This is a genomic window from Clostridium sp. CS1-1 (assembly GCF_056135525.1).
Genome location: NZ_CM148680.1, coordinates 2,260,379 through 2,285,098, shown reverse-complemented (window position 1 = coordinate 2,285,098; position 24,720 = coordinate 2,260,379). Strand labels below are relative to the sequence as shown.

The following is a 24,720-nucleotide window of genomic DNA, read 5'->3' as shown; positions in this document are numbered from 1 at the left end:
TGTTTTCAATGTCATTGAACGCGTATATCAGATTCAACGGCAACTGTCATCAAGCTGTAGAATACTATGCAGAAGTTTTCGGTTGTCAAAAACAAAACATCATGACCTTCGGACAATTCCATAATGAATCAGACTTTCATATGTCCGAGGAAGAAAAAAATTACGTTATGCATACCTATTTAAGCATTAACGGATACGATGTCATGTTCTCCGATTGCCCGCCGGGAATGCCTGTTACTCAAGGTGACAATTTTAGCCTGGCTTATAGCACAAAGGACAAGGACAAAATAACTCGTATTTTTAACCGCCTAAAGGACGACGGCGGACAAGTAGCCATGGATCTTCAAGAGACATTTTGGAGCGGCTGGTACGGTTCTATAACCGATAAGTTCGGTATCAGCTGGCAATTTACCCACGACAGCGGGAATGCTTTCTAAAAGAAAAACGATGAGCCGTTCGAAAGAGCGGCTATTACCATTTCATAAAGGAGTAACTGTCCTTGAACAATAAGGTGAACTATTGATAAGTCTTCTAATATATTCCTTAACGGGGGGGAAATCGAAAATGTTGGCTGCACCCCTAATATTGTAGATGGATTTATTTCATCAAAACAGCTACAATATAGAGTGAAGTTCACAAGAAGGAGACAAGTAAAGTGATGACTAAGAAAAGATTTGCTATAATTTTCATGCTATTTATAATTATGGTTATGTTTTATGAATTTAAAACAAATCCAAAAGCCAGAGGATTTATTAATAAAAATATAAACAAAATCCAAGGAAAAACCTTAAATGAAAAGTTTGAAACAAAAATTAAATCTGGTGATCTGTCTACAGATTATAACATAGATCAAGTGCTAAGTGATGTAGATAAATTTAGATTAAATACTTTAAATATTCCTATCGTTATAAATATAGACAACCTTTCATCTAGTAGTATGACAGTGGATAAAGGTAGTGAAGAAAGGGCTAAAAGTTTAATTAAAAAGTTGAGGGGCAAAAAGATAAATATAATACTAGAGCCTTATCCGTGGATTGATAATGGTAGTAAGTATGAAACAGCATGGAGACCCGATAATATTAATACTTTTTTCTGGAACTGGAAAACGAATGTATTAAAAGTATTAATTGATGATATAGCAGTTCCTTATCATGTAGATGCATTAAATATAGGCTCTAGCTTTGTAAATATGGAATATGCAGAAGGATATTGGTGCGACACTATAGATTATGTTAGGAAATACTATAAAGGACTAGTTACATACAGAACTGGCTGGTGGTATACTGCTGAATGGAAACCAGAAACTATTACAGCATATGAAAATAAACTTAACAACAAGATGTTTTCGAAGTTAGATTTTATTTCTATAGCAGCCTATTTTGAACTTACAGATAAAGATACAAATAAAGTGGAAGACTTAGTTAGTTCAATAGAGAGTACGGAAATATACAATAGAAAACAAAATGTAAAGGAAGAAATAAAGAATTTTTATGATAAATGGAACAAGCCTATTTTCTTTGGAGAACTAGGTTTTCCAAAAACTGTTAAAGCATCAGTTCACCCATGGAATCCATATCAAAATGATATTTTTAACGATCTTGAACAGGCTAATTGCTTTGAAGCTTACAGAAGAAGCTTTGAAAATCAATCGTGGTTTTTAGGATTTTCAATATTTGCCATAGGGGAACAGAGTGCAGATAAACGTTATTATCCCAGCGAGGAAAGTACTATTGTTATTAAGAACTGGTATAAAGAGAATAATTAAAATCAAGAAATATAAACAGGATAACCTGTTAAAAATTATGAAATATCTGCAAAAGCGATTATTACTATATTATTTTAAAGGTATTAAAAATATATTAAAAATAAGTTTTTATTATAAAAGGAAGAGTTTAATAGACTCTTCCTTTTATAATCTCGTTTAGCTTATCAATAGGGTTCTAATAAGGCATTTTCCTAGTGAATGATTAGCTTTTGTAATTGTTTACGGTGTAAGTATTAAATTTATTTATAATTGTAAATGTAGAAACTTGTCCGTGTTATAATTATAACAAAATGTATAAATTGGAGGAATATTTATGGAAAAAGAGCTATTATTCAAGGAAATTTCGAACTCAGTAATAGAAATGGAAGAAGAGAAAGTAGTCGAACTATGTAAAGAGTCACTAGCACAAAATTTCGATGCTTATGAAACTATTACAAATGCATTAGTACCTGGAATGGATGAGGTTAGTAGGCTTTATGAGGAAGAAGAATATTTCTTACCAGAAGTTTTAATGTGTTCAGATACCTTTAATTCAGGATTAGAAGTAGTTAAACCTCATATTGAAAAGAGCGCTACAACAAAATCAATAAAAATAGTTATAGGAGTTATTGAAGGGGATACCCACGATATAGGTAAGAATCTTGTAAGAATATTAATGGCAGCGTCAAGTTTTGAAGTTTATGATTTGGGAAGAGACGTTAAGCTTGAAAGCTTTATTGAAAAAGCAGAAGAAGTTGATGCTGATATTATATGTATGTCTACATTGATGACTACTACCATGGATGGTATGAAAACTGTTATTGACAGATTAAAGGAAAAAGACATAAGAAATAAATATAAGATTATGATTGGTGGAGGTCCAATATCGCAACGTTTTGCAGATATGATAGGAGCTGATATTTATTCAAAAGATGCCAGTGAAGCTGTAAGAAAAGCTAAGGAAATAATGGGGGTAAACTAAAATGGTTTTAAGAGAAGATATCCTAACACCAAAGCAAAGACTAGGAGCATTCTTAACCGGACAACCTCTAGACAGAATCTTAAATATGCCAATAGTTACTACCAATGTGGCTCATCTTATCGGAAAAACTGTTAAAGAATTTCAGGAAGATGCAGAAGTGATGGCAAAGTCTCATATAGAAGCTTTTAATAGATTCAAATATGACTTAGTTTATCTATTTACTAATTGTTCTTATATAGCAGAAGCTATGGGTGCGCCACTTCAATACTTAGAAGATGAACCAGCAAATTGTGAAACGCACATTATAAAAAGTGAAGAAGACTTAGGAAAAATACATGTAGCAGGAGCACAAGATGGAAAGTTTCCTGTTTATTATGAAGCATTAAATATACTAAATAAGGAAATCGGAGATCAAGTATTTTTATCTGTTTGTTTCTCTGGCCCTGTATCTACTGCCGCAACATTAAGAGGAACAGAAGATTTTGCTAGAGATACATATGCTAATCCAGAGCTTTGCCATAAACTTTTAAGGATGTCTACCGACAGCTGCAAAAACTTTATTAAAGAAATAGTAGCTCATGGCGCTATTCCAATAATACTAGAACCAATTGCTTCTGGAAGTTTATTCAGTCCAAAAATGTTCAAGCAATTTGCTTTCCCATATATAAAGGAATTAGTAGATTATTCTCATGAGCTCGGTAGTGCTGTTCCACTACATATATGTGGTAAAACTCATAAAATTATCGATCAAATGACTGACACTGGATCAGATATCATAAGTATAGATAGATGTGATTTAAGTATAGCAATGGAAAAAGTTGCTGGAAGAGCTGTAATTCTTGGTAATATAAATCCAGCTGATGAATTATTATTTGGGCCAGTTGAAAGGATTCATGAAGTTTGCAAAGATGCCATAGAAATTATGAAAGATTACAAACCAGGTTTTGTCCTTTCTACAGGCTGTGAAACTTCTAATAAAGTGCCTTTTGAACATATACAAGCTATGATGGATGCATCTAGAATTTATGGATTATATGAATATAATGTAGGTGATTAATTTGAATGAAAAAGAGAGATTATTAAGGACATTAAATGGCGAAGCTGTTGATCGTCCTCCTGTAATTTGTCCTGGAGGTATGATGAGTGCGTGCGTGACTGAATTACTAAATGACATAGAAGAAAATCATAATCTTAATTATAAAACTATGGCCGAGGTTGCTAAAAAAATATATAAAGAAGCAGGCTTTGAAAATTATGGAGTTCCTTTTGCTATGATAGTTGAGGCTGAACCATTAGGAGCTAAAGTTCAAGTTGGTGACAAGCTGGTTGAAGAAAGAGTTATTGAATATAATAATGAGTCTCTTGAACAGATTATGAAAAATTATAAAGTAGTTCCTAAAAATGAAAGCAGAATGAATACTGTACTAAATGCAATTAAAGAGCTAAAAAATGATGAAGTGCCAGTCATAGGAAATATAACCGGACATATAAGTACAGCTACATCTGCTGTAGATCCTTTAATATTTTTAAAAATGCTTAGGAAAGAACCTGAAAGAGCTTATAGCTTTTTAAAATATATAAATGATTATTTAATTGAATATGCAAAGGAATCTATTAATGCGGGTGCAGATATAATTGCTATTTCAGACCCTACTGCTACCGGTGAGATACTAGGAGGCAAAAATTTCGAGAAATTTTGTGTACCCCTTTATAAGGAATTAATTGAAACTATACACAAGTTTAATGTACCTGTAATTGTTCATATTTGTGGAAATGCAAAAACTATTATCAATGGATTAAATGAAATAAATGCTAATGCTTTAAGCTTTGATTCTATGGTAAACATGAGATATGCAAAGTCACAGGTAAAAACTAAATTAATGGGTAATGTAAACACTCAACTTCTTCATACGGGAGAAAGGGAGAAAATAATTTCTATAACAAAAAATTGTATTGATTCTGGTGTCGACATTGTTTCACCAGCCTGCGGTTTAAGTATGGCTACTCCTTTAGATAATTTAAAAACTCTTACAGACTACGTTAAAGGAGGAGCATATTAGTAATGCCAATAATAACTTTTAAAAATGAAAATATAACTTTAGAAGTGGATCATGATACTAAGATTTCCGAATGCATAAGAATGGCTAAGCTTTCCCTAGAAACCCCATGTAATTGCATGGGGCTTTGCGGAAAGTGTAAGGTAAAGGTAACTGGTGAGTTAGATGAACCTACCTTGGAAGAAAAGAACTTCTTAAAAGGGGAAAAGGGAATTAGACTTGCTTGCTTGGCAAAAGTTAAAGGTGATGTAGAAGTCGAACTTATTGAATCAAATAGAGGTTTAAAAACGATTAATAGAGGATACAGCATAGAAGTAGAGATTGATAGTGAAATAAAAAAAGAGATACTTCCTAAAATTGACAAAGGTACTGCTATGCCTTATGAGGAAGTTTTAAATAGAAAGGTAAAGTCATTAAGTTTATTTGAAAAAATAGCAAGACTAGAAAAAAGTGAACCAGGAACAATATATGGAGTAACTTATAATAGAACCTTAATGGATATAGGTGAAGATATAAACAAAGTTTTTGGTATATCAATTGACATTGGAACGACAGGAATTTCTGCTTATCTAGTGGATTTGGAAAGTGGAGAAATTTTAAATAAGATATCTTGTCTAAATCCACAAACGGAATTTGGTGGAGATGTGCTGTCAAGAATAGCTTATGCTAAAAACAATGAAAATGGTACTAAGGAATTAAGAAACTCCATAGTCAATAAAGTTAATGAAATAGTAAAAGATTTAGCAAGGGATATTTGCGATATTAGCTGCATATACAGGACTATTATTGCAGCTAATACTACTATGCTTCACCTATTTGCAGGTATTAATCCTCATTCTATAGCAAAAGCCCCTTATAGATCAGTTTTCTTAAACAAAGTGGACATAGATGCTAAAGACATTGGAATAGAGATAAATGAGAATGGTATAGTTACACTACTACCATCTGTTTCATCATATGTAGGAGCGGATATATTAGCTGGTGTTGCAGCAACAGATTTTCATAGGAAAGAACATTCTTCTATATTCATAGATATTGGTACCAATGGGGAAATAGTAGTTATATCAGGTGGTAATCTTGCAGCAACATCTACTGCAGCTGGTCCAGCGCTTGAGGGAATGAATATTTCCTGTGGCTGTAGAGCAGAGGAAGGAGCAATTGATACTTTCAGTATAGATGAAAGCTATATCATTAGTTTTACCACCATAGGGGGTGCTCCTGCTAAAGGAATATGTGGTAGTGGACTTATAGACGTAGTAGCTTCTATGGTAAAAAGAGAAATTGTACTTCCAAATGGAAGGTTTAATAGTAACCTATCGCCGGAAATAGAAAATAGGTTAAAAGATAAAAAGTTTTACATAACTAAAGATATTTTTATATCTCAAAGGGATATAAGACAGATTCAACTAGCTAAGGGAGCAATAGCCGCAGGTGTCTCCATGCTGCTTAGTGAACTTAATATTTCGATTGAAGAAGTACAAGAAGTAGTTATTGCAGGTGCCTTTGGCTATCACATAAACCCTGACAATATTAAAGTTATTGGATTGATACCAAAGGGTTTTAATGGAGATATCACTTTTGTTGGAAACTCCTCTATAGAGGGTGCAAGATTAGCATTAATAAATAAAGAAGTGATTAAGACTATTGAGAATTTTAAGCAATATATAAAGGTATTGGAGTTGTCTACTAAAGATAGCTTTCAAGACTATTTTGTAAAGGCATTAAGTTTCTAAAATAGAGGTGAACAAATGATAAAAGTAGATGTAGTATCTGGATTCTTAGGAGCTGGTAAAACTACTTTAATTAAAAAGCTTTTAAAGGCTTATGAAGATGAAAAGGTAGTGCTCATAGAAAATGAATTTGGTGAAATAGGGATTGATGGGGATATTGTTGAAAGAGATGGCTTTGAAGTATTTGAAATCAGCAGTGGCTGCATTTGTTGCATTATGAAAAAGGATTTTCAAGAAGTCTTGTGTAGAGTGATTGAAGAGTTTAATCCTGAAAGAATAATTATTGAGCCTACAGGACTAAGTATTTTAAGTGAAATTATAGATATACTTAGCATGAAGGAAGTAGCAGAAAAATGTAGTATAAATTCACTTATAACTGTGATTGATAGCGTAAATTATTTGGTACAGTGTGATGCTTTTGGAGAATTCTTTGAAGACCAAATAATAAATGCTGAAACTTTAATTTTAAGCAAAAGTCAGTTCGTAGATGAGGATAAGCTTGAAGAAATTCTAAAATCACTCAGAGAGTTCAATGATCATGGGGAGATAATCACTTCAAGATGGGATAAATTTAATGATTCAGAGATAAGCGGGCTTTTAAGCGGAAATATAAATATAGAGTTTAAAGAATTGTTCCGTACGGAATATAAACCTTGCAGCGAGAATGAATTTAAAACTTTAGGAATAAAGACTTCAAAGAAATTTACTAAGGATGAATTAGAAGCAGTGCTAGAAGAACTTAAAGATGAAAAATATGGAGAAGTACTAAGAGGTAAAGGATTCTTAAAAGGGTATAATTCGTTTTTAGAATTTAGCTATACAAATGGTCAATTTATTATTGAAGAAAATAAGTTTAAAAGCAGTGGTAAGCTATGCTTAATTGGAAGAAGCTTAGAAGAAGAAGAAATTAAGAAACTATTTAAAACAAAAGATGGAGGTATTTTTAGTTGGTTGAAATCTTAATAGACAGCTTTAATGATACCATTAAAGTAGTACCACTATTATTTGTAATTTTCTTTCTTGTTGATTTATTTATGAGAAAGGTAAATAAGGATAATAAATTTATAGACAAGCTTTCAAAGTATGACTATTTAGGTGGAAGCCTTCTTGGAATAATACCTCAATGTGGAATACCTGTGGCTATGGCCAACCTATATAGCAGTGGATATATAACACTAGGTATGCTTGTAGCAGTCTTTATATCTAGTTCCGACGAAGCACTTATAATTATAGGTGCTCATCCGGAAAAATTTTTATTTATGATAAAACTAATGGTTGTAAAGATTATAATAGCTGTTGGATCAGGTTTTTTAATTAATTTTTTCATTAAAGAGAAAAGAAACAGAATTAAAGCCTGCAGTGCAGATTGTACTTGTCCAAAATGTAAGAAATACAAGAACATATGGATAAGCAATCTAGTTCATATTATAAAGTTAACTATATTTTTAATAATAACAGTTTTTATTATTAATTATGGCTTAGATAAGTTAGGAGAAGATACTTTTAATTTGATACTAGGGAAAAATAACTTTCTTCAACCTATATTTGCTTCATTAATAGGAATGATACCGAGCTGTGCTTCTTCTGTTATATTAGCAGAAGCTTATATAAAAGGCGCCATTAGCTTAGGTGCTTTAATATCAGGTCTATGTGCAAATACAGGCTATGGTATCCTTATTATTTTAAAAGAGCTAAACTTCAAAAAAAGTCTTAAAATAATTTTTATACTTCAGTTTATAAGCATAGTTGTAGGTGAGATAATATTCTTTCTAGGGAGATGATTGTTTGGAAAAAAATATTCAATTTAAATGTCAGGGAGATAACTTAGAAGAAATACCAGAAAGTATTGTTATGGAAACAGGATTAACATTTCCAAAGGCTCATATAAATAAAGATGATATGGCTTTGCTAGCAGTGGAAATGAGAAAATACAAGAAAGACAGTATAAGTAGAGTACCTTTCTGCGTTACGGTAGAAGCTGAAGCCTTAGGAGCAAAGATAAAACTTGGAAATATGAAAATTGGTCCAAGAGTAGAATCCTATATCTTTAACACTATCGAAGAATTAGAGAATATAAGAGAAATGGATTTAAATAGTGGGAGAATAAGAGAAGTACTTAACTCTGTAGAGCTGCTTAGCAATCAAGGGGAAACAGTTGCTCTTAGTGTAGAAGGACCATTTACAATAATATCTTCTCTTATAGATCCTATGATATTTTACAAAGGCATAAGGAAGAATAAAGAAGCTGTAGAGAAACTTCTGAAATTTATAGAAGATAGCCTTGTAAATTATATAATAGAAGGCATAAAAAGGGGAGCGAAAATAATATCCTATGGAGACCCCGTTGGTGCAATTGATATTGTAGGACCCAAAGTATATAAAGACTATAGTGGTAAAACTACTTATAATATATTAAAAAGGGTAGAGCCATATTTAGGGGATGCTTTAATTCACATTTGTGGTAAAACATCCACAGCCTTTGAAACTATGGGATTAAGTGAGTCTAAAGCTTTAACTATTGAGGAAGATATAACTTATGGTGAGGCAATAAATAAAATATTAAAAGAAAAAAACACTGTAAATTTTATAGGTAATGCTTGTATAAAAAGAAGTCCATTTAAAACAAAAAATTCTGTAGTATGGGAGATAATTTTGCATTAAATATAAAGTGAAACTTGAATCAGATGGGGTTTTAACCCCACCTGATTCTTAGTTGAACCAATCCAGGGACGTAGCCGCTCTTTGCTCCCACTTTGAGAAAATCAGAAATCCCAAATCTCTGATTTGGTGCGAATCGCTTTCACAGAGTGCGAGGGAGCATTAAAGCGGGTAGTCATCGGATAAATGATTTGAGGAAAAAACAACTCCTATAGATGAGAATTATATTTATTAAAAAAGAGTCGCAATCTATATAGTAACTCTACTATTAATGATTGCAACTCTTTTTCTTTAGAATATATAATATTTAATACTTAGCGTAAATATACATTAATGTTTTGACTTATTTTCATTTGATGAATTATTTTCTTTATTATTTTTCATCTCTTGACCATTATTTCCATTTGAGTGATTCTCTTTATTAGATTTCATTTCTTGACCTTTATTCTCTTTTACTGTTGTCTCAGGCTTAGCACTATTTGTAACAGCTGTATTGCTACTTGTAGTACTTTCAGTAGTTATATTGGCATTAGTAGTATCTGTGTTTGTAGTAGTCTCATTATTTTGTGCAGGTACAGTTACTGTACTCTTATCTTCAGGAGTAGCATCATTAGTGGAAGCTGATGTATCCTTAGTTTGCTCTTTTTGATCCTTTTTAGCTTGTTTCTTAAGTTGACCTACTCCACCCTTCATGGCTTCTTTTTTAGCTGCAAGTACTTGAGTGAATTTTTCATTTTGAGTAGTTAGTGCTTGCTTTGCTTGCTTTAATGCATCTTCAGCAGTTTTTATTGCTTGATCATCGCCAGCTTTTTTAGCGTCTTCTAGGTTCTTTTCAGCTGTTTCTACTGATTTTTTAACTTCAAGTAATGCTTGTCTTTCTTTAGCAACAGCTATAGTTGCTTCCTTCTTTCTTGTTTGCATTTCTATAACAAGTGCTAAAGTTTCCTTGGCATTTCCAGAAACCTTTCCTTCAACATTCTTAAGAACCTCAATAGATTTCATTTGTCTATCAGCTAATGTTCCTTCTAACTTATTTAGCTCATCCAATTTTACAGCACTATCAGTAGTACTATTAGATGCTTTATCTATGGCATCTTCTACCTTATCTTGCGCTTCTGTCATCTTATCATTATATTCGTTCAATGTTTGACTTGAAAGTTCAGTATTCTTTTTATCAGCCATAACTTCAGCCTCTCCAAGTCTTTCTTCTGCTACATCTATTAAAGCCTCAGCTTTTTTATCATCTCCAGAAGCAATGTTAACTTTTAAACTGTCTATAGCCTTATCTATAGGATAAAGTATTGTATTATCAGGTGTTATACCAGCCTTATCTTCAAGCGTTGCTGTATTAGTATCAGCAAATGCTCTTCCTCCTAAACTTAGTGATACAGCTATAGCTGCAACAAATAATGCTATCTTTTTCATGTCTTTTCCTCCTCAAATTTGTTTATCATTTTCTTTTCACATATATTTACGATAGACAACTTATTTTTTAGGGGGGTACCTAATGAAATGGATATAAATGTATATATTGTTGTAGATTAGAAGATACATCTGTTGCAATTATAGTTAATTTTATTTATAATGATACAAAATGTATTCTTACACAGTTGGGGGATGATATTATTATGGGATTTTGCAATAAATGTGGCTCTAAACAAATGGAGGGAGCCAATTTCTGTCATAAATGTGGTGCAAAACTAATTAAAAATAAACTAATTAGTAACATTGAAAAAATAAGTTTCATTGAGCCTAAGCATGCAGATGCACAAACTGATGAAAATAGTAATAAAAAACGTAATAAAGAAAAAAGACGTTATAATTCTACCCAGATTGGAATTCTAGCAGGCTTAATAGTCCTATTAGTAGGTTTTGGATCATATTATGTATGCTCCTCAATACTGTCTGCTGATGCTACGAAAAAAACTAATGCATACCCTAAGATAATACCAAAATCAAATAATGATTCAAAAAATGATACAACTACTTCTAAAGATAAAGATCAATCTAATGTTAGTAAGTCAGACACTGATACTAATAACATTGAAAGTAGGATAAAGTCTAGTGATAATTATATATTTCCTAAAAGCAAGAGTGAAAAACTTTTAGATTCAGATTTATCTTCAATAAGTAAGGAAAATCTAGCTTTAGCTAGAAACGAAATCTTTGCAAGACATGGGCTTATTTTTCAAACAGAACCATACAAAAGTTATTTTCAAGGTAAGTCATGGTATAAACCTAATTCAAATTTTAAGGATAGAGAGCTAAATGATATTGAAAAATACAACATTGAGCTAATCTTAAAACATGAAAAAAAGTAAGGATATAGAGGATTATTGACAAATTACAGATACATTGCTTTGATTATCAATAATTCTCAAAGAATTTAAGAGTTTTTTAAGCTTCATAATATCAGATGGATGCTATTTATTAACTGACACTAATAGCTTTTGAAAGGAGTCAACTATGCCTATTTACAGATTATCAGATGATTTAATATTTCCTCATCCCTCTCTTGCAGAGGATGATGGACTTTTAGCAGTAGGGGGTGACTTATCCCCTGAAAGATTATTACTTGCTTATAGTAATGGAATATTTCCATGGTACTCAGAAGACGAACCAATAATGTGGTGGTCTCCAGACCCTAGGTTTGTTCTTTATCCAAAGGAGGTAAAAATTTCTCACTCCATGAAAAAGCTCCTTAGAAAGAATACATATAGAGTTTCATTTGATACTTGCTTTAGAGATGTAATATCTAGTTGTGGTAATGTAAGAAAAGAAAGTGGTACATGGATAACAAATAATATGATAGAAGCCTATTGTAAACTTCACGAACTAGGATTTGCACATTCTGTAGAGGCTTGGTATGAAGATAAGCTGGTTGGTGGACTATACGGAATAAGTATTGGAAAGTGTTTTTTTGGAGAATCCATGTTCTCAATTATGAGTAATGCCTCGAAGGCAGCTTTCATTACTCTTTGTAAGAATTTAGAAGAGAAGGATTTTAAAATAATAGATTGTCAAGTTTATACGGAACATCTTGAAAGTTTAGGTGCAGTGAATATTTCTAGAGAAGAATTTTTGGAAATTGTGGAAAAGGAAGCACAATCATTATGGTAAACCCCCTAAAATGATTATGCTTTTTTTCTATTAAACCAAGCCAATTATAAATTTTAATTCCGAAGCATAAAGATTAGCGTTAAGTAATATTATAATATTTTTAATAAAAAATGAGGTGAATTTTATGAGTATAGACAAATTAAGAAAAATAATAAAAGACTCTGACAACATAGTGTTCTTTGGAGGAGCAGGTGTGTCCACCGAGTCAAACATTCCGGATTTTAGAAGTGCTAATGGACTTTATAGTGAAACTAACAATAGAAGCTATTCGCCGGAAGAAATATTATCACATAGCTTTTTTGTAAGACATACTGAGGAGTTTTATGACTTTTATAGGAGCAAAATGATCTATAAAGATGCTAAACCTAATAATGCACACATTGCTTTAGCTGAGCTAGAAAGGCTTGGAAAATTGAAAGCTGTGATTACTCAAAATATTGATGGACTACACCAAGCGGCAGGTTCAAAAAATGTTTTAGAACTGCATGGGTCTATACACAGAAACTATTGTACATATTGCAAAAAATTTTTCAACCTAAAATATATTATTAATACAGAAGCAATACCAAAGTGTGATTGTGGAGGTGTTGTTAAGCCAGATGTTGTACTTTATGAGGAAAGTCTTGATATGGAGGTATTAAATTCAGCGGTTTCACATATAGAAAGTGCTGATGTATTAATCGTTGGTGGGACTTCCTTATCAGTTTACCCAGCAGCAAATTTAGTAAATTATTACCATGGAAATAATTTGATTTTAATTAATAAATCTAAAACTCAACATGACAATAAAGCAGATTTAATCTTTAACGACAGTATTGGGGAAATATTGAAAAGTGTTTTTTAATGCAAGGAAGGCTTAAGGCCTTCTTAATCTCTTTTCTCTAAAGAGGGAGTAAAGAACGGCTATGTCCCGGGATAAAAATTTCTAGTTGTAGATTATAAAAATAAAATATGCACAAAGCAAATATAAGAGTTATAATATTTACTGATAATTACTTTAGGATAGGAGATTTATGTATATGAAAATAATGGTTATAACTAGTAGTCCAAATGTGGACGGGCTAACTGCTGCATGTGGTAAAGCAGCTGAAGAAGGTGCTAGGGAGGCTGGAGCAGAAGTTGCGGTTGTGAATTTAAATAGCCTAAGTGTTGGAACTTGTCATGCCTGTGGGAACGGTTGGGGCCCTTGTCTCCAAAATCATGAGTGTCAGGTAAAGGATAACTTTCAAGAACTCCACCAGTCAATAAAGGAATTTGATGGTTTCGTAATAGTTACACCGGTTTACTGGGGTGACTTGAGTGAATCTGCTAAGGCCTTCTTTGATAGGCTACGCAGATGTGAAGCCTGGAAAAATGAAGAAAGTTATTTAAATGGAAAGCCAGTAATTTCAGTGGCAGCTGCAGGTGGCAGTGGAAATGGAATAGTTCCATGCTTAACAACTATGGAAAGACTACTAACCCATGTTAACGCAGAAAAATTTGATTTTATAGGTATTACAAGAAAAAACCGTAATTATAAGCTCGATACTATAAAATACGCTGCAAAAGCAATGGCAGATAGAATAAAAAATTTAAAAGTCTAAAATGGAAAAGCCAATGCTTAGTGTTTTAAAGCATTGGCTAAAATTTATAAATAAATTGTACTAGTACCAATCTAATTTAAGCTTAATTCCAGGAGCAGTTTCTTCATGCGTTATAGTTACAGAAGAAACAACCGCTTCAACCTGATTTGTACAAATTACTTTTATATCTTTATAGTAAAATTCTAAATCCTTATCTTTCTGTACATCCAGTACAGGTTCATAAATTAATGAATCTCAAGTATATTCTGCTAGATTTATTCTAAGACAATCTTTATTTTCCACTTTCATCATGTCTTTAATTATCTGTAGTGTGAAATCGTCAATTTTTATCTTCATTGAATCTATCTCCTTTATTGTAATTTTATTATACTAATTATCGACAATATCTTAATATTATTTATAAGTGATCTAAATTATAGTCAAGTTCTAATTTAACATGTAAAATTAGCAAATCGGTGATATACTAAAAATATCTTAGTAGTCAGAGTCTTCATGATGATAGAGGAGGGAACAAGTGTGCTAAAAGCTGATAAGGTTTTTAAAGAAGCAGTTAGAGAGATTTTAACTAACGGTATGAGTACTGCTGGTCATGATGTAAGGCCAGTTTACATAGATGGCAACCCAGCTCATACAAAATTTATTACACATGTATCTGAGACATATGATATTAGTAAGGGAGAAATTCCTATCACAACATTAAGGCATATTCCTTGGAAGAGCGGAGTTAAAGAAATATTATGGATTTATCAGGATCAGACATCTGATCTTAAAGTGTTAAAAAATAAGTATGGTATTACATGGTGGGATGAATGGAATATAGGCGATGATACCATTGGACAACGTTATGGTGCCACAGTAAAAAAATATGATATGATGAATAAACTATTAAAAGGCTTAAAAGAACAACCTTATGGAAGAAGGCATATAATAGATTTATACCAGTTCGCTGATTTTGAGGAAACAAAGGGGTTGTATCCATGTGCCTATCAAACTCTATGGAGTGTTAGAGGAGAATACCTAGATATGACACTAATACAACGTTCATCTGATTATCTTGTTGCAAATCATATAAACAAGATACAATACGTAGCACTTCAGATGATGGTCGCACGTCATGTTGAATTGCTACCTGGAAAGTTTACTCATTATGTCGAAAATCTTCACATATACGATAGACACCTAGAACAGGCAAACATTCTGCTTGAGAGGGTGCCAAGTAGCAAACTTCCAAAATTTATATTAAGCTCAGAAAAAAAGAATTTTTATGATTTTACAATAGATGATTTTGCTATGATTGATTATGAACCAGTAAAGCCAAATATTAAATTTGAATTAGGTATTTAAGAAGAATAGGTCATTCAAAAATCTTATTTTCAAGAAATAAAAATATCCAATTTATAGTCTTAGAACAGTTCAAGACTCCTATGTGATTTAGGAGTCTTGAACTATATATGCTTGTTTATCTGAACTACTTCTATCCAAGGGGTCTCCTTAAACCAATCAACTTCAGGTTCATATTCACCACAATAAACAACTCTAGAAATTCCACAAGTTATAATTAATTTCTGACAGTCAGGACATGGTCTGTGAGTAACATAAAGTGTAGCTCCTTCTCTTTCTTCAGGAGCTGCTTCTAGTAGGCAATTTACCTCACTATGAATAGTTCTTATGCAATGATTATTGTTCATGTAACAACCTTCATCATCACAATGGGTTAAACCTCTAGGGCTGCCATTATATCCAGTGGCCTTAATTCTTTTATTCTTAACTAGTACTGATCCAACATGTAGTCTAGCGCAGGTGCTTCTTCCAGCAACCTCAAAAGCGATATCAATAAAATATTCGTCCCAAGATTTTCTCATATAGTTAGCTCCTTTATATGTCTAGTTTACAGTAACACATAACAGTAGGTTTTAGTTATTTTACATGAAGATTTCATATATTCTATGAAGTCTATTATTTATTATAAGATATAAAATTGTTAACAAATTCAAGTATTTACCTTATTGGAGGATCCAAGATAAACAATCTTGAAGACCATGTTATTTTTTACATAAAACCTTCTAGTAGCACTTTGAAAAATAAAATGCTCCGTTAGGTCTTCAACCTTATCAACTTTATTTAATTCCATACTTAGTTCCTTCAGAGGAATTTTAAGCGAAGCTTTTGTTATTCTATTATCATTAACAGCTTTCAAAAATAATCTTAGAATCACTTCTTCATAGTCTTTAGGTACTCTATTTCCCTTCATAATATTGCAGAACTTACAGCAGGTAACAAGATTGAAAACATCCATTGTACCTTTCTTACTTTTAGGAAGATAGTGATCTAAGGTAATCTTATTATATTTAAGCGCTTTATTGCAGAAGAAGCACCTCCTATCATCTCTTTGATATATGTATTGTTTGTCTGTATCCTTTATATTCATAAAATTTAAAAACTCCTATTAAGCATAGTAAATAGTGTATTCAGTAATTTAAAATTTCATGTAAATCACATATAACTCCTAAAGGATTTTAAGTATATAGATAAATTTAGTAACACCTCCACTACTTATAGTGTACAGATTCAATAGAAATATTATGTAGAAATGAAACTAAATTAATAGTAATATAATCATGTAGTATAAAGTGAAAGGTGGAATTAAATATGGTAAAATATACAGAAGAATTTTTAGCTAAGGCAAAAAAACAAGGAATAGAACATATATTAGAAATGGAAATACCAAACTGTCTAAGCGTAATGGAGCCTACTTTTATAGATTATATACCTGAAGAAAGGTTTGAAATCAAATTCCCTGTTTTGGATTTATATCTAAATCCTTTTAACGGAATGCAGGGAGGATTTATTTCTGCTGCCCTTGATAATGCTTTTGGACTATTAAATATGATGGTTACTAAAAGAAAGGCGGTTACCTTAGATTTAAATACAAATTATCATAGACCTATCCTTAAAGGAAATGATCTTACAATTAAGGTTTACATAAAATATAAAGGAAATACTATTGTTAATATGTTTGCTGAAGCTTTCAGTAATGAAGGTGAATTGATTGCTACATCAGATAGTAAGATGATGTTAATAAAAGAAAAATAATGAAACTTTTCATAAGTACCCCTTCAAAACCATTAACTTCTTACGTACATATTACACGTACGACCAAAATTCGATTTTATACTAAAAAAAGACTATGTATCATTGTCACAATAAGTCGTTTGGTAAAAGTATATTAGTATTAATGTTTTAAGGAGTGTAAGCTTGTGAAAAATTCAAAACACTTATTAGTAGTAGCATCTATTGCAGCTGGAATAACTTTAAGCGGGAAATCTGTACACGCTATGCAGGTAAAAACTACAGAAATATCTAAGCCAACAATCAATGATTATAATGATTATTCTAAAGCATCAATTAAATTGAATGGAAAAGGGGACATTGTTAAGCATATACAGTGTACCTTAAATTTATATTTTGGAGCTGGATTAGCTGAAGATGGAGTATATGGAAAACTTACAGAAGAAGCTGTAAAAAGTGCACAAAAAAAGTTAGTAGTAGGTGTCGACGGAGTATTTGGGCCTAAGACAGCTAAAGCTATACTAAAGTATGTTAATAATACTTCTATAGGAGACAAGGATGGTTTTAGCCCAGTATCTATTAAAATTCAACAACAGCTTATAGATTGCGGCTATAACTTAAAGGTGAACGGAAATTTATCTAGCTATGACAGCATAGTAGCTATAAAAGATTTTCAAAAAGTAAATGGTTTACCTGTAACCGGAAAAGTGGATACTAAGATGATAGATAAATTTTGTAAAAATCATAATATAAAAATAAATGAAACAAAAGAATTTAAATCAGATACTAACTATTATATATCAGTGAACTCTTCTGATCATCTTGCTAGAGTATATGAGAAGATAAATGGTCAGTGGAAGGAAGTTAGATGTTTTGATATTCTTTCAGGAAAAGTTAATAGCGGAAACTACATATCTGGAATTCGAGGAAAAGAAGCAAACTTTAATGAAGTAGTAATGAGAAATTTTACTCAAATTGATGGTCTTCATGTCTTTTATTCTGCTGAAAAGGAGTCAGGATATGGTTTAAGAATTTCTGATGAAAGCGCACAATTTCTAAGTGGAATACCAAGTAAAACAACCATAAAAGTATTTTAATAAATAAAACCTCTGACTTTAACTAAAAGACAGAGGTTTTATCTTTTAAAAGTAGATAACTTGCTAAATCATCTCTCATAATTAAATCTTAGCCTTTTCCATATATAATTATGATCTATGGGAGCTAACAGTTGATCTAATATAAAATAAATCTAAGTATTACTAATTTATAATATTGTAGAAAACTGAATATGTGTAAAAATTTATCATATAATTAGTTTTGTGCTGGTTTTATATATTTGTCCATAAAAAATATTGATACAAATTACAATTATTTAAATTTAATCGTAAACTTCAGGAAAGAGTTTTTAGGTTTATCTTTATAACAAACCGTAAAATTATATCGTTTTTTTACTTAAATAAAATATTAGCGAGACTTAGGGCCATACTATATATAACATAAATATAACTTAGAGAGGAGAACTTTTATAATGAAAAATATTCAGGAATTATCAGTAAACACAATTAGACTTCTTTGTGCTGAAGGGGTTGAAAAAGCAAAGTCAGGGCATCCCGGATTGCCACTAGGTGCAGCTCCTATGGCCTATACTTTATGGGCAAATCAAATGAGTCATAGTCCGCAAAATCCAGAATGGTTAAATAGAGATAGATTTGTGTTATCCGCTGGGCATGGTTCAATACTTCTATACTCTTTACTACATCTTTTTGGATATGGACTGAGTATGGATGATATTAGAAATTTTAGACAGCTTGGAAGCAAAACTCCAGGACATCCGGAATATGGTCATACTATTGGAGTAGAAACTACTACAGGACCCTTAGGTCAGGGTGTCGCTAATGCTGTTGGTATGGCTATAGCAGAAGCTTACTTAGCTAATAAGTTTAACAAACCAGATTATGATATAGTAAATCACTACACATATGCTATTACTGGAGACGGATGTATGATGGAAGGTGTATCAGCAGAAGCAGCATCTTTAGCCGGTACTTTAGAATTAGGAAAACTTATATTTCTATACGATTCTAACAACATATCCATAGAAGGAAATACAGACATTGCCTTTAGAGAGGATGTAGCTAAGCGATACGAAGCTTATGGATGGCAAGTTATAACTGTTGAAAATGGTAACGATATTGAAGCTATAAACAAAGCAGTAAGCTCTGCAAAAGAAGATAAGAAAAGACCGAGTTTAATAATAGTAAAAACACAAATAGGATACGGATCTCCAAAGCAAGGTACCCCTTCTGTTCATGGCGAGCCATTAGGAATAGAAAATATTCACAAGACAAAAGAATTTTTAAAATGGACTTACGAAGAAGATTTCCATGTACCACAAGAAGTTAGAGAACATATAGAAACTCTTAAAGCTAAAGGTAGAGAAGCTGAAGATGAATGGAATAAGTTGTTTGAAGACTACAAAAATAAGTATCCTGAACTTGCAAAAGAGTGGAACACCTGGAATAACAAGGATCTACCAGTCGATTTATTAAATAGTGAAGATCTTTGGAAATTTGAAAAGAAGATGGCTACAAGAGCCTCTTCAGGAATTGTCATAAATAAATTAGCTAGTATAATTCCTAATCTAATTGGAGGTTCTGCAGATTTAGCACCTTCAAATAAAACTTATATGAAAGATAAGGGAGATTTCTCTGCTGAAGATAGGGGTGGTGCAAATCTTCATTATGGAGTACGAGAACATGCTATGGCAGCTATAGGCAATGGTATAGCAGTCCATGGAGGACTTCGAAATTTTGTGGCTACTTTCTTTGTATTTAGCGATTATATGAAAGGCGCTATGAGGCTGTCCGCACTTATGAAGCTGCCAGTAGTGTATGTTCTAACTCATGACAGCATTGGAGTTGGGGAAGATGGACCTACTCATGAACCAATAGAACATTTAGCTTCTCTTAGAAGTATTCCAAACTTTACCGTATTTAGGCCAGCTGACTCAAAAGAAACCATTGCAGCTTGGATTGCAGCTTTAGAGAGGAAAGATGGGCCAACAGCTTTAGTACTTTCAAGGCAGGACTTACCTTTATATAAGGAAACTTCTAAAGAAGCTTTAAAAGGTGCTTATATTCTGAAGGACAGTGAAAAAGGAGAGCCAGACATTATACTTATGGCTAGTGGATCGGAAGTTGAATTAATATATGAAGCATCTAAAACTTTGAAAGAGAAGGGAGTAGATTCAAGAGTAGTAAGTATGCCTTCTTGGGAGACTTTTGAAAGACAAGGTAATGATTATAAGGAAAGAATATTACCATCTAATATAACAAAAAGACTTGCTGTAGAAGCGGCTAGTTCTTTCGGATGGCACAAATATGTGGGATTTGAAGGAGATACAATTTCTATAGATACTTTTGGAGCTTCTGCTCCGGGAGATGTGTTATTTAAAGAATTTGGATTTACTATAGAGAACGTAGTAGAGAAAGCATTGAATATGTTAAAGTAGTTATTAGCTGCAAATTCAAGTTATGAATTTGCAGCTATTTTATTTTTTGCTTTTAGAACATTCTTAAGTAGCAGTCATAAAACTCAGGAATATGATATAAATAAAATAGATTTATTTTATTTATAATAAACTTATTCATGATATAGCCATAAATTATTATATGGAAAAGCAAAAAGAAGATAACTTATAAGCTACCTTCCTTTTAATTACAAAAAATATTTAAACTACTAAAGAATAACCCTTCTTACACTGATTTTTTATACTCCGAATGTTCAAAATCACATTCCATAAGAGGAACCATTTTTGTTTTATGTTTTATTTTATATACAAGATAAATTGACACAAATATAGGAATAAGGGCATAGTTAGTTATAAAATCAAACCAGCTAAAGGTTTCGGCTTGAAATACCCATATGTTTGCACCAAATATAACAATTGTACATAATATAGTTGCAAATATAGGACCAAATGGATACCATAATGCTCTATACTTTAAATCTTCAACTTTATTACCTTGAGCAACGTAAGCTTTTCTAAATCTATAATGACAAATAGCTATACCAAGCCACGCAAAAAAGCAAGTAAGTCCAGATGCATTATAAAGAATGTAGTATATTTTTCCATCTCCAAACATTGAAGCGAGGAATGCTGTAGATGCAACTAGTGTTGTTAGATAAATTGCATTCATTGGAACACCACGTTTATTTACTTTTCCGAAGACTTTTGGAGCTTTACCTTCTTTTGACATAGCATATAGCATACGAGATGCTGCATAAAGTCCAGAGTTACCACAGGAAAGAACAGAAGTTAGTATAACTGCGTTCATTACAGAGGCTGCAATTGCAATACCAGACCTTTCAAATACTATTGTAAAGGGGCTAAAAGCTACATCGGCTACACCGCTCTTTAATAGGTTTGGCTCTGTAAATGGAATAAGGAATCCTATAACAGTAATTGTACCTATATAAAACAATAAAATTCTCCAGAATACTGTATTAATAGCCTTTGGTACGTCTTTTTCAGGATTTTCAGATTCACCAGCTGCAAGACCAACAAGTTCAGTACCCTGAAAAGAGAATCCAGCAGTAAAAAACGAAGTTAGTATAGCTGATATTCCACCAACAAAAGGCGCAGAGTGACCTTGTCCATCACTAAGAACCCAGTTGCTAAACCCTGGTGATTTTCCACCCATGATACCGAGAATCATAAGTATACCAGATATAATAAATATAATAATTGTTATAACTTTGATACCTGCAAACCAGAATTCACCTTCTCCATATGCTTTGGCAGATAATATGTTTAATCCAACTAAAATCGCTAGAAAAAGTATACTCCAACCGGTAGTTCCTGTGTTTGGAAACCAAAATTTTATAATAAGTCCAGCGGCAACTAATTCAGCTGCAACAGTTATAGCCCATGCAAACCAAAAATTCCAACCTAATGCAAAGCCTAAAGCAGGATCAACAAACTTTGTTGCATAAGTTTCAAAAGAACCTGATATTGGCATTTTTGTTGCCATTTCTCCTAGTGAAGTCATTAAGAAGTAAACCAGTATACCCATAACTGCAAATGCAGTTATAGCACCACCTGGACCTGCAGAACTAATTGCATTACCACTTGCAAGGAACAGACCCGTCCCAATTGCACCGCCGATTGCAATCATGTTCATGTGTCTTGGTTTTAGGCTTCTATGCAATTCACCCTCATGTTTTGTTTCTATGTTTGTACTCATTTAAAAACTCCTTTCATTCTTATTCACCTGTATTCTTACAAGCTATAACTTAGAATAACTATTTTTTCACTACATTACTAATCTACTGTGATATCAATTTGTTAAATTAGTATGTTAAAGCTGTATTGTAAAATATCATTAGGTTCTTGAATTACTCTAAATACATGCACATATTACATAATTATAGGTCTCATTTCGTAAAAGACTATATAAGTATAAAAAATTAATAATAATTATACAAGAACTCTGACAGTCAATTTGAAGTACTTTTTCGGCATATCTTTATAAATTTCTTTAAATTTCTCTTTATATTACCGAATTCTTATTTAAAGTTAAAAATAATCATTTTATTTTCTAATAGCTAATATTTGCTCGAGTTTCCTCTTGAATAAAATATAATTATTACACTAAAGTTTGTTACTGAAGAAATAGATATACATGAAAATTAGTTTTTTAATTCATAGTTAGTATTATATAGGAAATAACTGTATAAACATAATAATATTACAAATATAAAGTTTCGATATATATATTGAAATTTCATTTATAAGTTAAATAATTTATGATATTATTTACATTACATTAAAATTTATAAGTAAAGGAGATACATAATGAATTTAAAGAAAATAAAATTAGGACATAAGTTATTTTTAGGTTTTGCTACGATGCTATTATCAATCGTTATTATTTCAGTTGTTTCAATTGTTCACTTAAACCAAATTAGTAGTTCTTTTAATGAAATTGCTGATTCCTATAATAAAAAAGTAGAATTGGCAAATAACATGCGAAATAACATAGGAGTAATAAAAACAAGTGTTAGAAATATATTGGTTAGTGACAATGCCCAATATATAAGTGAGCAGAAAGAGATAGTAGATAAAAATTTGAAAGAATACAATACATCTAAAGGCCAATTGAACAATCTAGTTCGCTCTGAAGAAGGAAGACGATTATTCAATAATGCGGAAAAAATTGAACAGGCTACTGTTCCAGTTATTAATGATATTATTAAACAAGGAATGAATGAAAATATTAGCCAGAGTGAGCTTAATACAATGGTTTTAAAGTTAGATAAGCCTGAGCAAAATTGGACAGCAAGTCTTCAAGCCATAGTAGATCATCAAGATAAATCCACAAAGGAAGCCGCAAGTAAAGCTAAACTGGAGGCCAATTCTACTATCAGGTTAATGTACACGGTTACAATTATTAGTGTTTTGTTAGCTCTTTTATTCTCATTTGGTATTAGAAAAAGTATTTCTCTTCAAATGAAGGAACTATTAGAAGCTACTCGTAAGCTTGCAAGGGGAGAACTAAATTTTCAAATTCAAATACATGCAAAGGATGAGATTGGACAAACCTTTGAGGCTTTAAACTCTGCAGTAAGTGTCTTAAAAGATACAATTTCATCAGTAAAAAATGAAAGCAATAGTGCAATAGCTTCTGCTCGTAAAACTGAGGCTAAGTTTAATAGTATAAATCAAGAAATACAACAAATGTCAGCAGCTACAGAAGAAATATCTGCAGGCATGGAGGAATCCGCAGCGGCGGTTGAAGAAGTTACATCTATGGCTTCCACAGTGAAGGAAGAGGCTAGTATCACAAAGGAAAGAACAAAAGATGGTGTAAAGTTAGCTTTAGATATACAAGACAGAGCAGAGTATGTAAATAAAGATGCCATTAAATCAAAAGAAAATGTAAAAAATATATATGACCAGTCAAAAGAAAAACTAAAAAAAGCTATAGAAGATGTGAATGTTGTTGAAAAGATTTCTGAAATGGTTGATGCAATTTTAAGAATTTCAGAGCAGACAAATTTATTAGCGTTAAATGCTGCAATAGAAGCTGCTCGTGCTGGCGAACAAGGAAAGGGGTTTGCAGTTGTAGCAGAAGAAGTGCGCAAATTAGCTGAGCAATCTTCTAATACTGTTACTGAGATTCAAGTTAATGTAAAGAAAGTAATAGGAGCCGTAGATACACTTTCCAATTCTTCAGAATATGTGCTACAGGTTATTGAGAATGATGTTATAAAAGATTATGAAGAATTAATTGAAATTAGCACTCAGTACAAAAATGATGGACAAACTATCAGGAACATCATTGAAAAATTTGCAGAGTCGTCAGAAAATGTTTCTAATTCTATAGAGCAAATTGTTATCAGTATGAATGAAGTTGCCTTTTCAGTGGCAGAAGTAGCTAAATCTTCAGGAGAAATAGCTTCAAGCGTAGGTGACGTAAGTGAAGAAACAAATCTAATTTTAATAGAAACAGTAAATAATGCAACAAGTTCTGAAAAATTAGCTAAGCATATGGAGAAGTTCACTGTGTAAATATAAGAGAACAAGTAGTTAAGTATAAATATTGTAAGATATTAATTTAATTATGAGCTAAAATTGAGCAGCTTTTTCGATGTATACGGTATATGTAGAAATATATACTGTATACATTGATAGAGCTGTTCATTTTATGTTTTTTATTCAATAATATGAAGCAAATTGCATAATTTAATAATTATGCAATTTAGGATGTGTTAA

22 protein-coding genes are annotated in these 24,720 nt (G+C 31.9%); 18 read left to right on the top strand and 4 right to left on the bottom strand.

Annotated elements, in window-relative coordinates; genetic code table 11:
* The first annotated feature begins 8 nt into the window (after positions 1 to 8).
* From AC0N0V_RS10740 to AC0N0V_RS10700, 9 genes are all read left to right on the top strand, one after another.
* The gene (locus tag AC0N0V_RS10740; protein ID WP_474464045.1) at positions 9 to 437 is read left to right on the top strand and encodes a VOC family protein; all 429 of its coding nucleotides are present in this window, start codon (positions 9 to 11) and stop codon (positions 435 to 437) included.
* A 221-nt stretch (positions 438 to 658) separates the two neighbouring features.
* The gene (locus AC0N0V_RS10735; protein ID WP_474464506.1) at positions 659 to 1,765 is read left to right on the top strand and encodes a glycoside hydrolase family 113; all 1,107 of its coding nucleotides are present in this window, start codon (positions 659 to 661) and stop codon (positions 1,763 to 1,765) included.
* Between the two features lie 313 nt (positions 1,766 to 2,078).
* Complete coding sequence (locus AC0N0V_RS10730) at positions 2,079 to 2,726, top strand: corrinoid protein (protein WP_474464044.1); 648 nt, start codon at positions 2,079 to 2,081, stop codon at positions 2,724 to 2,726.
* Position 2,727: 1 nt separating this feature from the next.
* Positions 2,728 to 3,783: a uroporphyrinogen decarboxylase family protein gene (locus tag AC0N0V_RS10725; RefSeq protein WP_474464043.1), complete on the top strand. Its 1,056-nt coding sequence runs from the start codon at positions 2,728 to 2,730 to the stop codon at positions 3,781 to 3,783.
* On the top strand, positions 3,776 to 4,786 hold the full coding sequence (locus AC0N0V_RS10720) for a uroporphyrinogen decarboxylase family protein (protein WP_474464041.1): 1,011 nt from the start codon (positions 3,776 to 3,778) through the stop codon (positions 4,784 to 4,786). The genes AC0N0V_RS10725 and AC0N0V_RS10720 overlap by 8 nt, the downstream gene beginning before the upstream one ends.
* A gap of 2 nt (positions 4,787 to 4,788) precedes the next feature.
* Positions 4,789 to 6,516, top strand: coding sequence for an ASKHA domain-containing protein (locus AC0N0V_RS10715; protein ID WP_474464039.1), 1,728 nt, complete (start codon positions 4,789 to 4,791; stop codon positions 6,514 to 6,516).
* A 15-nt stretch (positions 6,517 to 6,531) separates the two neighbouring features.
* The gene (locus AC0N0V_RS10710) at positions 6,532 to 7,476 is read left to right on the top strand and encodes a CobW family GTP-binding protein (protein ID WP_474464037.1); all 945 of its coding nucleotides are present in this window, start codon (positions 6,532 to 6,534) and stop codon (positions 7,474 to 7,476) included.
* Positions 7,461 to 8,294, top strand: a complete 834-nt coding sequence (locus AC0N0V_RS10705) for a putative manganese transporter (RefSeq protein ID WP_474464035.1) — start codon at positions 7,461 to 7,463, stop codon at positions 8,292 to 8,294. The genes AC0N0V_RS10710 and AC0N0V_RS10705 overlap by 16 nt, the downstream gene beginning before the upstream one ends.
* Before the next feature lie 4 nt (positions 8,295 to 8,298).
* Positions 8,299 to 9,174 carry a uroporphyrinogen decarboxylase family protein gene (locus tag AC0N0V_RS10700; protein ID WP_474464033.1) on the top strand — a complete coding sequence of 292 codons (876 nt, stop codon included), beginning with the start codon at positions 8,299 to 8,301 and terminating at the stop codon, positions 9,172 to 9,174.
* A gap of 327 nt (positions 9,175 to 9,501) precedes the next feature.
* Here AC0N0V_RS10700 and AC0N0V_RS10695 read toward each other — a convergent pair whose 3' ends face one another.
* Positions 9,502 to 10,596 carry a DUF5667 domain-containing protein gene (locus tag AC0N0V_RS10695; RefSeq protein ID WP_474464031.1) on the bottom strand — a complete coding sequence of 365 codons (1,095 nt, stop codon included), beginning with the start codon at positions 10,594 to 10,596 and terminating at the stop codon, positions 9,502 to 9,504.
* A 203-nt stretch (positions 10,597 to 10,799) separates the two neighbouring features.
* On the opposite strand from AC0N0V_RS10695, the gene AC0N0V_RS10690 reads away from it, so the two are divergent.
* From AC0N0V_RS10690 to AC0N0V_RS10670, 5 genes are all read left to right on the top strand, one after another.
* Positions 10,800 to 11,492, top strand: a complete 693-nt coding sequence (locus AC0N0V_RS10690) for a YARHG domain-containing protein (RefSeq protein WP_474464029.1) — start codon at positions 10,800 to 10,802, stop codon at positions 11,490 to 11,492.
* A gap of 145 nt (positions 11,493 to 11,637) precedes the next feature.
* A complete protein-coding gene (gene aat, locus AC0N0V_RS10685) occupies positions 11,638 to 12,291 on the top strand; it encodes a leucyl/phenylalanyl-tRNA--protein transferase (RefSeq protein WP_474464027.1) in 654 nt (217 codons plus the stop codon).
* Positions 12,292 to 12,415: 124 nt separating this feature from the next.
* Positions 12,416 to 13,135, top strand: a complete 720-nt coding sequence (locus AC0N0V_RS10680; RefSeq protein ID WP_474464025.1) for an NAD-dependent protein deacylase — start codon at positions 12,416 to 12,418, stop codon at positions 13,133 to 13,135.
* 175 nt (positions 13,136 to 13,310) lie between these two features.
* On the top strand, positions 13,311 to 13,874 hold the full coding sequence (locus AC0N0V_RS10675) for a flavodoxin family protein (RefSeq protein ID WP_474464023.1): 564 nt from the start codon (positions 13,311 to 13,313) through the stop codon (positions 13,872 to 13,874).
* A 516-nt stretch (positions 13,875 to 14,390) separates the two neighbouring features.
* Positions 14,391 to 15,218 (top strand): thymidylate synthase, encoded by an 828-nt coding sequence (locus tag AC0N0V_RS10670; RefSeq protein WP_474464021.1) that lies wholly within the window; start codon positions 14,391 to 14,393, stop codon positions 15,216 to 15,218.
* A 101-nt stretch (positions 15,219 to 15,319) separates the two neighbouring features.
* On the opposite strand, the gene AC0N0V_RS10665 is transcribed toward AC0N0V_RS10670, so the two are convergent.
* Both AC0N0V_RS10665 and AC0N0V_RS10660 read right to left on the bottom strand, forming a co-directional pair.
* On the bottom strand, positions 15,320 to 15,736 hold the full coding sequence (locus AC0N0V_RS10665; RefSeq protein ID WP_474464019.1) for a deoxycytidylate deaminase: 417 nt from the start codon (positions 15,734 to 15,736) through the stop codon (positions 15,320 to 15,322).
* Between the two features lie 128 nt (positions 15,737 to 15,864).
* Complete coding sequence (locus AC0N0V_RS10660; protein WP_474464017.1) at positions 15,865 to 16,302, bottom strand: HNH endonuclease; 438 nt, start codon at positions 16,300 to 16,302, stop codon at positions 15,865 to 15,867.
* A gap of 221 nt (positions 16,303 to 16,523) precedes the next feature.
* Between AC0N0V_RS10660 and AC0N0V_RS10655 the strand changes: the two genes are divergently transcribed.
* The 3 genes from AC0N0V_RS10655 (at position 16,524) to tkt (ending at position 20,454) form a co-directional block, all read left to right on the top strand.
* On the top strand, positions 16,524 to 16,967 hold the full coding sequence (locus tag AC0N0V_RS10655; protein WP_474464015.1) for a PaaI family thioesterase: 444 nt from the start codon (positions 16,524 to 16,526) through the stop codon (positions 16,965 to 16,967).
* A 164-nt stretch (positions 16,968 to 17,131) separates the two neighbouring features.
* On the top strand, positions 17,132 to 18,040 hold the full coding sequence (locus AC0N0V_RS10650) for a peptidoglycan-binding domain-containing protein (RefSeq protein WP_474464013.1): 909 nt from the start codon (positions 17,132 to 17,134) through the stop codon (positions 18,038 to 18,040).
* Positions 18,041 to 18,471: 431 nt separating this feature from the next.
* Positions 18,472 to 20,454, top strand: coding sequence for a transketolase (gene tkt, locus AC0N0V_RS10645; RefSeq protein WP_474464011.1), 1,983 nt, complete (start codon positions 18,472 to 18,474; stop codon positions 20,452 to 20,454).
* 244 nt (positions 20,455 to 20,698) lie between these two features.
* On the opposite strand, the gene AC0N0V_RS10640 is transcribed toward tkt, so the two are convergent.
* Entirely contained in the window at positions 20,699 to 22,189 is a 1,491-nt protein-coding gene (locus AC0N0V_RS10640; protein WP_474464009.1) for an amino acid permease, read from the bottom strand.
* Between the two features lie 611 nt (positions 22,190 to 22,800).
* Here AC0N0V_RS10640 and AC0N0V_RS10635 point away from each other — a divergent pair.
* Positions 22,801 to 24,516: a methyl-accepting chemotaxis protein gene (locus tag AC0N0V_RS10635; protein WP_474464007.1), complete on the top strand. Its 1,716-nt coding sequence runs from the start codon at positions 22,801 to 22,803 to the stop codon at positions 24,514 to 24,516.
* The last annotated feature ends 204 nt before the right edge of the window (positions 24,517 to 24,720 follow it).